The organism is Rossellomorea vietnamensis (assembly GCF_008180615.1).
Lineage (GTDB): Bacteria > Bacillota > Bacilli > Bacillales > Bacillaceae_B > Rossellomorea > Rossellomorea vietnamensis_D.
Genome location: NZ_VTEH01000011.1, coordinates 106,146 through 119,435, shown reverse-complemented (window position 1 = coordinate 119,435; position 13,290 = coordinate 106,146). Strand labels below are relative to the sequence as shown.

Genomic DNA, 13,290 nt, shown 5'->3' with positions numbered 1-13,290 from the left:
CATCATACAGTTTTTTGTAAAAATCGGTTTAACCCCGCCCTTTCAGTGGAAAGAAAAATACGTGTAACACAATTCCAATAATTTGAAAGGCGGTTATAAGTGTGGCATTTTTACACAGAAAGCAACTCGTATTTGAAGCTAAGCCAGAAAAAGCCGATCCCTTATTCGCGAAAAAATTACAGGAGTTAATCGGCGGTCAATACGGTGAAATGACGATCTTCATGCAGTACTTGTTTCAAGGCTGGAACACGCGAGGCAAGCATGAGAAGTATAAAGATTTAATTATGGATACAGGAACAGAAGAAATCGGGCACGTAGAACTGCTGGCAACAATGGTGGCCAGACTATTGGACGGAGCTCCTGTCAGTGAACAGGAAAAAGCAGCCAAAGATCCTGTCATCGAAGCAGTACTTGGCGGCATGAATCCACAGCACGCAATCGTTTCAGGACTTGGCGCCATGCCTTCCGACAGCAACGGAAACCGCTGGACAGCCGACTATATCGTCGCAAGCGGAAACCTGATGGCTGATTTCCGCGCCAACCTTAACGCAGAATCACAAGGACGCCTGCAGGCTGCCCGTCTTTATGAAATGACAGATGATAAGGGCGTCAAAGAAATGCTGTCCTATCTGATTGCTCGTGATACGATGCATCAGAACCAGTGGATTGCGGCACTGCAGGAACTGGCTGAAGAAGAAGGCGGACTCATTGTTCCGACAACCGTCAAAGAGGACAAGGAAGCGGACGGATTCTCTCACCAGTTATTCAACTATTCCGAGGGTGAGGAAAGCAGTCAGGGACGCTGGGCAAATGGCGCAAGTCCTGACGGAAAGCAATTCGAATACGTAGACCATCCTAAAATTGTCGGCGGCCCGCTGGAATTGGATCCGGCACCGGCTGAACTTCATAATACTCCGCCGCCGAAGAAATAATATCAAAAAAACGGGAGACAGTCCGGCTGTCTCCCGCTTCTAATTTATCCTGCACAAATTAATCAACACTTCTCAAAAAACCGCTAATCACCTCTACATATTCCTCCGGCTCTTCCACATACGGCATATGTGCACTCTGCTCAAATACATGGAATTTCCCGTCAGGCGTGAGGGAGCTGAAGTATTCGGTCGATTTCGGAGTCGCTTCATCAAAACGGCCGCACGTATACAAAGCCGGCACCTTGAAGTCTTTCAATTCACCTGTACAATCAAAGCTTTTCAGGTTGCCGGTCACATGGAATTCAGAAGGTCCCCACATATGGTTATACACTTCAGGCCCTCTGAATTCCCTGCCTTTTTTCAAAAATTCCGGATACGGATCAAGCCTGCAGACAAAGTGCTTATTGAACACTTCAGTGGCTTTTTTATATTCCTCAGAATCGGTTGTACCGTTGATTTCATTTCTTCTCAATGCATCTTGCACTTCAACCGCAAGGAGCTTTCGATTCTCTTCCTGGTCCTCAGCCCACATCGGAGCGCTTAGGCATGGACTTGAAAAAATGATGCTCTTTACTCCTTCTGGGTTCGCCAGATAGTAGGCAGCAGCCAATGTCGTTCCCCAGGAATGACCGAGGATATGAAACTCCGCCAAACCAAGTCCGTCTTTCACCTGGCCAAGCTCCTCGACAAACCGTTCAATGGTCCATAAAGACTTATCCGCCGGGCGGTCTGACTTACCGCAGCCTAACTGATCATAGAAAATCACGGGGCGGTCTTCCGCAAGAATGCGCAGCCCCTGCATCGAATAATGCGAAGAACCCGGCCCTCCATGTAAAATAATCACCGGTGTATTATTCGATTTTTCATTATGTATCTGATACCAAACCTTACCGCCGGTTACTTCGATAAAACCCTCATTCACTACCATTTATTTTTCCTCCCTGCTCTATAAAAAATTACATATAGTAAGAATTCTACCATATTCACTTTAATCCTTTTGATAGTGACAAATCCATTGAAACCCATTAGAATAGAATTGTAACAGTATTTTCCAAAACCTTTAGAAAGCAGGTTGATCTAATTAATGAAGAAATCCCCACCTTGTCCCTGCGGATGCGGCAAAAACGCATACGCCTGCAAGCCCCCCCTCAGTGTAAGAGTTTCCTCAAGACCCTTCAACACCCCTGAAGAACGGGCAGAAATCATCGAGAACGTCGAAGCTTGCTCCACTTTCAGAATGCGGATGCGCGGCCACTTCCTCTTTTATGGTAAAGATCTTGCAGCGTATGTAAAAACCACCACTGTCACTCCCAACACAACCCCCTTCCTCCACCGGTTTTCCAACTACTTATACGAAAAATGCGACTCAGGCACCTTACAATCATGGGAAGACTGCGGACATCACTTTTGGGATGAATTCATCTCTGCCTTCTGCCCTCACCACCTCCCGCTCTCTCATAAAGAGAAAGAAACCGAGAAATTTCTATTTCAATTAACCAAGTTTGCCAACTGGCTGGACATTCACACCAACTCAGCCACGCTTCCTATCATCACTTCCTCTATAAAGACACATAAACCTCAGCTGAAGCTATCTGAAAAAATAACTAACCATCTCTTAAAGAAACACTTCCCAACTATCTTAAGCAAGAACTGGAACTATTCGAATGCAATCCATGAATTTAATACCCATTTTGAACGCTGCCAGAATATCGCCGACGGGTTATTCGAAGTAACGGGAAGCATTGATAAAATCGTGCTGGCTGCTCACCTCGAAACAAATAAGATCTACCACATTCGCGGACTCCCCGCTCACCTGCTTCAGTCACCGCTTCTTATCCACGGTGTGATTGGAAAAGGATACAAGGAAAAGAGATGGAACTGGATCTTTACCTCCGGAGCTTACCCTATGGGTGCCAAAGAATATCTGTTACTTCATATGGAAACTGCTCAATCAAGCCCATACCTGGATACCTGGTTTTGGGTCTGATGAGCAATTCCATGTCGCCATATTAAATAAAAGGAGACAGAAATCCCGCTCCCGGGACGACTGTCTCCTTTTTGCAGTGTGCTTGGTGGCTGCTTGCAGCTTATCGGCGGGGCCCACACTTTTATCAGCGGAAATCCACAGTTTATCTGCGGCGCCCACACTTTTATCGACGGATAACCTCACTTTATCGGCGAAATCTTCGATTAACCAGCCCGCGACAGACCCGCTCCCTCTTCTTCTCTAGCAGTTAACCTCCGGCAGCACTTCCTGCTCTTCAAGCAGCTTGAAAACCCGGATATGAAATGCGAACTCCTCATAACTCATAGTGGCGCCCTGGCGGAAATCATACGAAGAAAAGAAGGACTCCAGCAACTCGCCGCTTTCATTATCCAATAGACTTGATAACAGCAGTTTATTTTTAAGCGTCATATACATTTGGGAATGTCCATACAACTTGAAAATTTCTTCCATTTCTCTTTCTGTCATGATTCTCTGATTCTCCTTTTTCACAAGATTCAATAGTGTATGCAAGTGCCGGTTCTCCCGAAGCGGTACCTGTCCCGGCAGGAATAACAGCCTTCTGCAAAGAGGCACAGGCAGAACTACCATTTTTGGAACAGAGAAGAGGGTGCTTGTTTATAATAAATCGAATGATATTTTTACAGAAAGGAAGCGACAGCATGACAAAGGAAAAAATCCCTTCAGATTTATATGAAGCGTTGCGAAACGCCGGTTTTCAGTTGGAAACACAGCTCAATGAATATATTCATAAGTATATGAATCAAAAAGAATTTGCCGCTGCGGCATCTGTTTTTAAGAAGGCACACGGAAGGCTTATGGATCTTCTGCAGGAGTTTCACGAAACAGCGTCACCTCATATAAAATCTCCTACAAAGCAAGATGTGGCGAACATCGCACAGCTGGTTGTACAAGTAGAAGAAAAAGTAGATGTTCTGAGCGACCAGGTTGCCGAGTTAACCGAAACAATCAAAAAGTTGAACAGCGGCACGCCGGACAAAAAGGAACAAACCGAGCCTTCCGCAGAATCCCCAGAAGAGACAGCTGCCTGGGATACTCTTAAAGAGGCAAGAAGGAAAAGGCTGCAGGCGATGAGTGAAGCGGCGAAAAGTTCAATAGAGTCAAAGCTTGGGACTCTTTCAGCTTCTGAAAAACTCAAAGGAACCAACTTCTCTCAGCTGATTGAAATGCTCCAGGGGATGAAAAAAAGTGAGTAACAAGGACTGGGATTCTCAAAAGGAGATCGAGCGCTGGAAAGGCTTTTTCAGCATTTGGACGGATCCCGAACCTGAAGTCGGCCCTACACCAAGAACGGCCGTCTGGAAAAAAAACAAGGCGACTCTCTGGCATTATCCTTCCGCTCAAAAGAAGTATGAAGTGCCCCTCTTTCTTGTGTATTCTTTAGTCAACAAGGCATATGTCCTGGATATGGCTCCAGGGGCGAGCATGATTGAGTCGTTCGTGGAAAATGGGTACGATGTCTACTTGCTGGAATTCGGTTCTCCGGGTTATGAAGACAGAGATATCAATATAGATAACTATGTCCTCGATTATATTCAGAGAGCTGTCCGGAAGGCATTGGCTCATTCAGGTGCTGAAGACATCACAGTTATCGGATATTGTGTCGGCGGGACACTTGCCGCCATCTATGCTTCTCTTGCAGAAGAACCAATCCGGAACCTGGTCATCTGTGTAGCCCCAATCGACTTTTCCACTTCGCCAAAGTTTGATCAGTGGGTAGAATATATCCGTGAAAATGATATAAACATAGAAAGCTTGATGGATATAAACGGATCGATTCCGCCAAAGCTTATGAAAATCGGGCTTCGCGCGGCCAGTTCCCCTGTCTATTTCAGCCACTACCTTTCTCTATTAAACAAAGCTTATGATAAAGAGTATGTTGCAAGCTGGCGGAGGTTCAATAAATGGACAAACGATCATGTTGGCTTTCCTGAAGGCGCCATGCAGCAACTGGCTAATGACATTGTCAAAGAAAACAAGTTCATGGAAGGCACACTCACAATCAGAGGGAAAACTGCCTCCCCTTCAAACATCCATTCCAACCTGCTTGTCGTAGCAGGAAAGCATGACCGGCTGGTTCCAGAAAGTTTGAGTAAAGACTTCATCAACGTCGTTTCCAGCAGGGATAAAACCTACCGGCCTGTAACAGGCGGCCATACTACCCTTGCCGTAAAAGGGAAAGGGCTTCCCCCGTTTCTCGCGGATTGGCTGCCGCAGAGGTCGAACTGATCACAAATAACTTGAGGCAGCGGGCTGTTCACATGCTGAAGCCTGCAACTTTGTTAACCCCATATCACTATATTTACAATGAAAAAGGCACGAAGGATAATCTTCGTGCCTTTTCCTTGTTAAAATGAACGCATCTATAGCCTAAGAACTCGTAAGCTTTTGCCGCTTTGCAAACCTACAGATACATACTTCCGTTTTATAATGAAAAGTTATTATTCCATTTTGTTGATATTTTGAAAATAGGTGATGAAGTTCTGCTGTAAATTCTTCGTAACTACTATCTAATTTTGATGGAGTGTAGGATAACGATAGTGCACCTCCTACAAAACCTTCCTCAGTTAATGTATGCCAGTTATCATAATATAGCTTGGTATAATCTTGGCCAAAAAAATCAACCTTTTCTTTGTCTGGGTCAAAGTCTGAAATCCCAGCATTTGTTTTAACTTTATATTTATGTAGAATACTTCTGTACTCTTTCGCTATTTGACTGTCCAACTGCATCTCATTAAACAAAATAATTACATGTCCATCTTCCTTTAAAATTCGTTGGAATTCTTTTTTGCATAATTGTTTATCAAACCAGTGAAATGCCTGTGCAATAGTAATAATATCAACACTATCTTCTTTCAATGCAGTTCCTTCAGCTGAAGAATTAATGAAGTTGATGTTTTTATTATTCCCGCAGTAATTTTTACACTCTTCAAGCATATGCTCGTTTGGTTCAATTGCAAACACTTCGCAGTCTAATTCACTTAACAAATTGGTAAGAAGTCCAGTCCCTGCCCCAATGTCTGCGAGTGAGGAGTGTTCATTAATTCCCAGCTCTCTAATTGCACTCAATACTTCTATTGGATAAGAAGGTCTTCCTATTGCATATTCCTTTGATTTATTACTAAATTCATTTTTCATAGCAGGTCTCCAAATCTGTGAATACTTTGAATTTTAAGATCAATATATAGAAAAAAGTAAGAAATTAAAACAGTGTAATAAGGTACATTTTGTTTTATTACCTGCTCCAAATTGGGTTTGTTTTAAAGCTATTTTAAAAAATGTCTATTATATATATATCACTGCAGTATTAAACACCTTGTGGAATAACTATAAATTGAGGCGTACACTCTAATCGTTGTAAAAAAGCAAGTCTATTTGTACTAAAGAAAGATTTATTTATAGAAATCTTTCTAAATACTCGCCAAATATTTTGTTCATAACTTTAGGAGTATTTTCTAAATAAACATTAATCTGTTCCATGTTTGATTGGTATTTATCATCGTTTCTTTCATCTGTTGGAAAATCAGATATTCCTTTAATAATAATGCATTCAACATCATTTTTCTTACAGATATAAGCAATGGCACCCGCTTCTGTATCGGCTATGGTGATTTCGTTTTCTTTCAGTTCTAAATAGTCGTTCCACATCACGACTGCTTTATCAGCGGTACCAATTGTGCCGGTATAAAAACCACTTCCATATTTTGATAGATCTATATCCACTATGAAGGATTGTTTAATAAAAGGCTCGACTTCTTTTACTGTGCAATCATATTGAACAGCTTTATCGGGTACAAAAATATCCAAGTTGCTGAACTTATCATCTATTCCTGCACATGTTCCAGCAACGATGACTTTCGTTAAGTTAAACTTTGAAATCATATACTGATTACCGCCAACACCGTTTACTTTTCTTACACCGGTACTATAAAAAACAAGTTCGGTATCATTAATTGTTCTAAGAAAATACTCGCCATAAGGATAACTTACACATTCCTGATCACTTATGCCGAAATAGTCCAATGCTGCGTCATATTCCCACTTCGTTGCTATGCTTATACCTATCAACAAATAATCACCCTGCAAATATAATTTGTCACTATTGAATATCTCCACCGTCTGAATATCATCTTATCACTATTCCTTTTTACTCTGTTCATCAACATGTCTCTTCACTCGGCAAACGCCTCTGATATTGCCGTAAGTCACATTAGTTTTTATAGCAAGTTTCATAGTCGTCCTTCATCAAAATACTCTGACAGGCCAAACCGAATCCGTGATAAATATCTTTGCCGATGCGCAAGTTGATGCTTCGATCTGAATCAGGATAATCAGGGTCAAGATTTTGAATTTGCAAAGTATCTTTATCCAGCCAATCCATCTGGAATGTGCTTTTAGCATCTCCATAATAAACAGTTTGAACCTTATTATCCTCGTTGTTAAAAGTAACTTCAACCCACACATTAACACCGCCGGCTGCTCCTCCATAAGGTTCATAGTAGGCATGGGCTGTATAGGCGTCTGTTGGTGAGGTGACAGGCCCAGGACCTTTTTGCATATATCCTTTATTAATTTGATCAAATGTGAAAAAGTAAGCTTCATAAATATAAATTGAAGAAACTAGAATAACTCCCGTCAAAGTTGCAATCAACAATCTTTTTGGAAAAGGTTTCTTTTTAATAAAAGAACTTATTCCCTTGGCACATAGAACTAAAAATAAAAATAGAGTCGTGCAAACGATTAAAAAATATAACAAAATTAAAATACCATTTCCCCCCTTAACTGTATTAGACTGTGATCCAATTTGTTAAGTTGCGATTTCTTCATAAATCGAAGAAAAGCAATAACCGAATCATTATGCAGACCTTCAGTTATTACCTCCTATAAATTAATATCAGTTTCTTTATTTTTCTTTATAAAAACCCCTACAAACAAATTCACCAGTACCCCCAGCCCCAGAAAACCGGAGTAATAAATACCTTGTATGGCTGGTCCGAACCCTTTTTCAATCACATCAATCCCTCCAAGGAAAAAGGGCAGGAAAAAGGCTGAAATGGCTAAGAGAATTAGCGTAAGTGTTGGTATATATCTTTTTGAGTAGCGAATTCTTATTGTCCAATAAGCTGAAGCTATTATAATAACCAACGGCAAAATAAACGAGAAAATCAAATTTAAAACGGATGTACTCAACTAATCCCTCCTCAACAATTAAACCTTTAACAGAACGCTGATAAATAGATTACTATAATTATTCAAACGATTCTGCTGTTTGAATTAACTCCTCTTTCGTAACGTCTTCTTCGGAGATTTCACCACTGTAGAAAGTAAGGTTGTAAGCAATACCGTCCTTATTCCATTTTAAAATCATGGCTCCTGCATTGTTCACCACATATTGTCCAGTTATATCACCGATCGTTACTTCTCCAAACTTCAATATTGCGTCATCGGCACTTTTGGCATTTACAGCCATTAAACTCATTGAGTTCTTGATTTTATGATCATCCCGGTAACTCATAAAATCAATCATCAGCACAGTATCCTGGTTCGGTGGATGAGTCACTTGTGTATCTGTCACTTCAAAAGGCGTCTCCGTCGGTAATTGAGGTTGAAATGCCTCCTCTTTAAGTTCTTCTTTCAAACTTGAGTGATCAAAATCTTCGAGACCGCTCGAAGCCCCGCTAGTCCTGCAAGCTGCCAGGAAAAGCACAGTGATGAACACCAATATTCTTTTCATAAATTACCTCCTCACTATTTATCTATACCTATGAGCATGGGAAAGAGGTTGCTTTTTTCAGCACCCTGTCCTCAGATTGACCGCTAAGCTGTATTCCATATAAACGTTCGGACAATTAGCAGAACAATGACTACAAATAAAAGAAGAAAAGCATTTCCAACTAGGCCGATGTTTCTTGCACCCCTTTAGGACCAAACCACGAAAGCACAACTCCCATAACCGAACCACTGATCATCACAGGAAAGAAAGCTTCATCGGGAACTAAATCTGTTCCATTGAAAAATAAAATATAAATCATTAAAACGATACCAAACATTATTATAGATATAATATTTAAGTATTTTTTCATCCCTCAACATCCCCTTATTACCCACTGTTTTCGTCTCTTTCAAAATCCTTGTTAACCTGCCAAAACTAACAGATGGAAGCTGCTTTCTCCGCCGATTTTAATGGAGGGGTTTTTCATTAGTCTTCTTGATGAATGGACTTATAGCTGTACCAATGGACACACCGATAATACTGGCAGCAGAGTAAAAGGCAATTCCCGCTCCCTGATCAGTTCCACTGAGCTGAATGTAGCTGTAAAGAAACCCGATAATACTGGCAGCACCCAAAACCACACAGACTGTATATACTTTATTTCCTAAATACTTCGCCAACAGCGGAAGTGCAACTGACAGGAATAAGACAATCAAGATAAACGGCAGCCATCCTTCTAAAAAAAGCAAAGCCCCTAACTCCTTCATAAAAGATTCCCCCTTTAGATGTTTTGACGACAGCCAAGCTCTTTAAGTTTCCTATTCTTCATAAAAGTACACTGATTATAATAATGTATCTTCATCCCGCTCATCTCAACTAAATTTCCATGTGCTTCTTTATAGGGTACTTATTTGGGTAGAGCCTCCCTTTTATTAGTTTCATAATGATTAAGACGTATCTTGTAGAAATATAAAGGAAACCAATTGACAAATTTTAGAATTATATTACACTAAAAAATAGTTAGAACCTCAATCTCTTCTTGAAAGTTTTACTTTTTTCCTCTTTAAACCCTCCGTCGCTCGTTAGAAGTACCTCACTATAATTTTTTCCATCTGTTGCGTCGTCTTTCTATGTAGTTTAAATAGTTTTTGAAAAGAGAAAGCGTTTTATATAAATTAAATAAGTAAACTGGTTGTATAGTTTTTTGTTTAAACAAACTTTACGATTGGGATAGGAGAGGAAATGCTATGGGGTTTGAAAAAGAATACCAAGCGTTTATGGATGCTCACTTGCAGGCACGATCCGGTGAAAGGCAACGGCGTCTACAAGAAGGCCACCAACATGCTGAAATGTTGTTTTTAAATCAAGTATGGTGGCCCTTATTTCAACATTTTCGCTATCTGCATCCAGAATATGAAGTCAATGATTTCAAAGATGGCAAACGATATTTGGATTTTGCTTATATTCGTCCTGCCATCCGGCTTTGCCTGGAGATTGACGGATACGGACCCCACTTAAGGAATACAAGCAGATGGCAATTTACCGACAACCTGGAACGGCAGAACCAGTTGGTTATTGACGGATGGACCGTAATCCGCTTTTCTTACGACCAAGTGAAAGAGAATCCTCGTCGATGCCAGCAAATTATTCAGCAAGTAATTGGCCGATGGGTGGGGGATGAAATGGACCTTTCCACCCTGTCCTTAGTCGAAAAGGAAGTGCTGCGGCTGGCAATCCGGAAAGGTGAAGCCATATCCCCTATAGAAGTCGAGAAGCATTTGAAACTAAGTGACAAGACGGTCAGTAAAGTACTTTCTCAACTTGTCAATAAAAAGGTGTTGATTCCCGCATCTGGAGTTGTGAGGATCCGCTCTTATCGATTAGGGGATCACGTTAAACACCCAGTTCGATAAATAAGCGGAAAAACTTCCCTTAATGAGAATTTAGCCTTGAAAATAACGGAATTAGACGGAAAAATTCCGCCTAWTGGCTGGAAAATGAAAAATATGGGCTGTTTTTATTGATATAACCGGAATTTCTCCGCTTATTTAACCCGATAAAGAGGTTGAGTCTGCATTTAACCGGAGAAACTCCGCTTATTTCTCTCTCACATTAGTTACTCCATTCATCCCCTCTGATCGGCTCTTATCGATTAGGGATCACGTTAAGCACCCAGTTCGATAAATAAGCGGAAAAACTTCCCTTAATGAGAAGGCAGCCTTGAAAATAACGGAATTAGACGGAAAAATTCCGCCTAWTGGCTGGAAAATGAAAAATATGGGCTGTTTTTATTGATATAACCGGAATTTCTCCGCTTATTTAACCCGATAAAGAGGTTGAGTCTGCATTTAACCGGAGAAACTCCGCTTATTTTTCTCTCACATTAGTTACTCCATTCATCCCCACCTGCCTAGTACAAAGAATGAAAAAAGGAAGAGAAGACCACTCATCCGCTCTCTTCACCCAACAGCACAAAAAATAGAGAGGACAAAATTAATCGTCCTCCCTCAAAATCACTCCCACCTTCAATCAGCAAGCTTCAGCCATTCTTCCATAACTGAATCCCGCTCATCTCCAAGCTCCAGCTTCCGGCGGTAAACCTCATATAGTTCTTCATGATCTAACTGGCTGGCAGCTAAAACAATGTCCAGCTTTCTTATCTCATTTTCAAGGTCTTCAATCATTGCCTGTGCTTTTGTTAATTCCTTTTCTTTGTTGAGCTTGAGTTCGCTCGGCTGGCTCTTCATTGCTCCAACAGGTTCCTTTGCGGAGCGGCTCTCCTGCGCACGTTCTTTGATCCTTCGATACTCATCATAGTTACCCGAATAGCTTTTAAAAGTGTAATCTTCAACAGCCACCACCCGTTCACCGATTTTATTGATGAAATAACGGTCATGGGAGATGAAGAATATTGTCCCTTTAAAGTCTTCCAAAGCCGCCTCGAGGGTCTCGATTGAATCGATGTCGAGGTGGTTGGTCGGTTCATCCAGGATTAACAAGTTGATATCCTGAAATAGTAACATTGCCAGCTTCAACCTGATTCTCTCCCCGCCTGATAAGTGCTTTACCTTTTTAAACACCGATTTTTTATAAAACATGAACTTTGCCAGGTATTCACGGGCTTTTCCTTCCAGGATTGAAATGTCTTCTCTGAAGCATTCCAGAACCGTGGCCTCTTCATTTTTAAAATCTATTTTCTGCGGTAGATAAGCTGCTTTGACATTGGCGCCCAATTCAACAGTTCCGTGATCGGGGAGTTCTTCTCCTAGGAGCATCTTTAAGAATGAGGTTTTCCCGCTGCCATTGGGACCGAGCAGGCCGACCCTTTCACCGTAATGAATCATCAGGTCAGCTTCCTTAAAAATCAGTTTATCTCCATAACTTTTCGTGAGCCCCAAAGCCTTGATGGTTTCTTTTCCAGACCGCTCCGTCTCTTTGAAATTCAGTCTCATATTCTTTTTTTGGAAAACCGGCTTATCGATGCTTTCTAATTTATCAAGCTTCTTCTGGATGCTCGCCGCCCTTCGGAAAAACTTGTTATTGTCCGCTCTCATAGCCCAGTCACGCAAATTGGTGACCTGTTTTTCCATATTATTGACCTTCTTCTGCTGCTCTCTGAAGTGTTCATATTGAATGCGCATGTTTTCTTCTTTTTGGGCTGTAAACGAAGAATAGTTTCCCTTGTAAGTCCTGGACTCCATATCCTCGATCTCGACAATTTTACTGACAACATTATCAAGAAAGTATCTGTCATGAGAAACGATCAGCACTATACCCTTATAATTCTTCAGATAGCTTTCGAGCCATTCAATGGATTCCATATCGAGATGGTTGGTCGGTTCATCCAGCAGCAGGATGTCAGGGGAATTCATAAGAAGCTTTCCGAGCATAACAGTCGTTTTTTCCCCGCCGCTCAACAGCTCAAAGTCCTTATTCAGGAAGCGTTCGTGAAACTTCAGGCCCGTGCAGACCCTACCCATCTTTTCTTTAATCTCATAGCCGCCCTTGGTTTCGTACAACTGAAGGAGATCGCTGTATTTTACAAGGGCTTTTTCTAAATCTTCTCCTTCAAGGATTGCCAGCTTTTCTTCTGCACTCCGCATTTCTTTTTCAATGGCTTTTACCTCCTCAAAAGCCAGGTTCAGCACATCGGAAACCTTCATCCCTTCAGGAAACTCCGGCATTTGTTCCAGGAAGGCAACTGCCGCATCTTTCGGCAGGTTCACAAATCCTTCATCGTAACCGTAGCTTGTTGTCTGCGGATAACCTGGATAGTACTCCATCGGGATGATCCCCGCAATTAATTTCAGGACCGTACTCTTGCCGCTTCCGTTCGCCCCGACAATACCAACCTTTTCGCCTGTCATCACCTCAAATGTGATGTTTTCCAGTACCTGAGTGGCATCCATATATTTTTTTACACCGTTCAATGATAATTCCAGCATGTTCATTCCTTCTTTCATCCATAATGTCCGTTACGCATTTTATGGACAGCAAAAAGAAGAACTTCCTTACATTCTTTATGTTTTAGGATATAGCACAATAGTGAACTCGATTTCTCCTGGTTTTCTCATCAAAAGCCTTTACCGGCGGAAAAGCTCATAAAAAAAGACCGCAAG

General features: G+C 41.5%; 15 protein-coding genes. 5 read left to right on the top strand and 10 right to left on the bottom strand.

Features of this window, described 5'->3' with window-relative positions; genetic code table 11:
• Positions 1-101 precede the first annotated feature (101 nt).
• A complete protein-coding gene (locus FZC79_RS14030; protein WP_148947399.1) occupies positions 102-932 on the top strand; it encodes a manganese catalase family protein in 831 nt (276 codons plus the stop codon).
• Between the two features lie 58 nt (positions 933-990).
• On the opposite strand, the gene FZC79_RS14025 is transcribed toward FZC79_RS14030, so the two are convergent.
• Positions 991-1,860: a proline iminopeptidase-family hydrolase gene (locus tag FZC79_RS14025; protein WP_148947398.1), complete on the bottom strand. Its 870-nt coding sequence runs from the start codon at positions 1,858-1,860 to the stop codon at positions 991-993.
• A gap of 156 nt (positions 1,861-2,016) precedes the next feature.
• On the opposite strand from FZC79_RS14025, the gene FZC79_RS14020 reads away from it, so the two are divergent.
• Positions 2,017-2,919 (top strand): hypothetical protein, encoded by a 903-nt coding sequence (locus FZC79_RS14020; RefSeq protein WP_148947397.1) that lies wholly within the window; start codon positions 2,017-2,019, stop codon positions 2,917-2,919.
• Positions 2,920-3,159: 240 nt separating this feature from the next.
• Here the strand turns inward: FZC79_RS14020 and FZC79_RS14015 are convergent, their stop codons facing one another.
• Positions 3,160-3,450: a hypothetical protein gene (locus FZC79_RS14015; RefSeq protein WP_187442787.1), complete on the bottom strand. Its 291-nt coding sequence runs from the start codon at positions 3,448-3,450 to the stop codon at positions 3,160-3,162.
• Between the two features lie 149 nt (positions 3,451-3,599).
• On the opposite strand from FZC79_RS14015, the gene FZC79_RS14010 reads away from it, so the two are divergent.
• Together FZC79_RS14010 and FZC79_RS14005 are read left to right on the top strand one after the other, a co-directional pair.
• Positions 3,600-4,154, top strand: coding sequence for a hypothetical protein (locus tag FZC79_RS14010; RefSeq protein ID WP_148947395.1), 555 nt, complete (start codon positions 3,600-3,602; stop codon positions 4,152-4,154).
• Positions 4,147-5,187, top strand: coding sequence for an alpha/beta fold hydrolase (locus FZC79_RS14005; protein WP_148947394.1), 1,041 nt, complete (start codon positions 4,147-4,149; stop codon positions 5,185-5,187). The genes FZC79_RS14010 and FZC79_RS14005 overlap by 8 nt, the downstream gene beginning before the upstream one ends.
• 141 nt (positions 5,188-5,328) lie before the next feature.
• Here the strand turns inward: FZC79_RS14005 and FZC79_RS14000 are convergent, their stop codons facing one another.
• The 7 genes from FZC79_RS14000 to FZC79_RS13970 form a co-directional block, all read right to left on the bottom strand.
• Entirely contained in the window at positions 5,329-6,096 is a 768-nt protein-coding gene (locus FZC79_RS14000) for a class I SAM-dependent methyltransferase (protein ID WP_148947393.1), read from the bottom strand.
• A 258-nt stretch (positions 6,097-6,354) separates the two neighbouring features.
• Complete coding sequence (locus FZC79_RS13995; protein ID WP_148947528.1) at positions 6,355-7,026, bottom strand: phosphorylase family protein; 672 nt, start codon at positions 7,024-7,026, stop codon at positions 6,355-6,357.
• A gap of 142 nt (positions 7,027-7,168) precedes the next feature.
• Positions 7,169-7,714 (bottom strand): DUF5412 family protein, encoded by a 546-nt coding sequence (locus tag FZC79_RS13990; protein WP_252183333.1) that lies wholly within the window; start codon positions 7,712-7,714, stop codon positions 7,169-7,171.
• A gap of 125 nt (positions 7,715-7,839) precedes the next feature.
• A complete protein-coding gene (locus FZC79_RS13985; RefSeq protein ID WP_148947391.1) occupies positions 7,840-8,148 on the bottom strand; it encodes a hypothetical protein in 309 nt (102 codons plus the stop codon).
• A 58-nt stretch (positions 8,149-8,206) separates the two neighbouring features.
• Positions 8,207-8,692 (bottom strand): DUF4367 domain-containing protein, encoded by a 486-nt coding sequence (locus FZC79_RS13980; protein ID WP_148947390.1) that lies wholly within the window; start codon positions 8,690-8,692, stop codon positions 8,207-8,209.
• A gap of 160 nt (positions 8,693-8,852) precedes the next feature.
• Positions 8,853-9,041 carry a hypothetical protein gene (locus FZC79_RS13975; RefSeq protein WP_148947389.1) on the bottom strand — a complete coding sequence of 63 codons (189 nt, stop codon included), beginning with the start codon at positions 9,039-9,041 and terminating at the stop codon, positions 8,853-8,855.
• 97 nt (positions 9,042-9,138) lie between these two features.
• Positions 9,139-9,438: a hypothetical protein gene (locus FZC79_RS13970; protein ID WP_148947388.1), complete on the bottom strand. Its 300-nt coding sequence runs from the start codon at positions 9,436-9,438 to the stop codon at positions 9,139-9,141.
• A gap of 480 nt (positions 9,439-9,918) precedes the next feature.
• On the opposite strand from FZC79_RS13970, the gene FZC79_RS13965 reads away from it, so the two are divergent.
• Positions 9,919-10,584 carry a DUF559 domain-containing protein gene (locus FZC79_RS13965; protein WP_148947387.1) on the top strand — a complete coding sequence of 222 codons (666 nt, stop codon included), beginning with the start codon at positions 9,919-9,921 and terminating at the stop codon, positions 10,582-10,584.
• A gap of 612 nt (positions 10,585-11,196) precedes the next feature.
• Here FZC79_RS13965 and abc-f read toward each other — a convergent pair.
• Positions 11,197-13,116: a ribosomal protection-like ABC-F family protein gene (gene abc-f / locus FZC79_RS13960; protein WP_148947386.1), complete on the bottom strand. Its 1,920-nt coding sequence runs from the start codon at positions 13,114-13,116 to the stop codon at positions 11,197-11,199.
• Positions 13,117-13,290 lie beyond the last annotated feature (174 nt).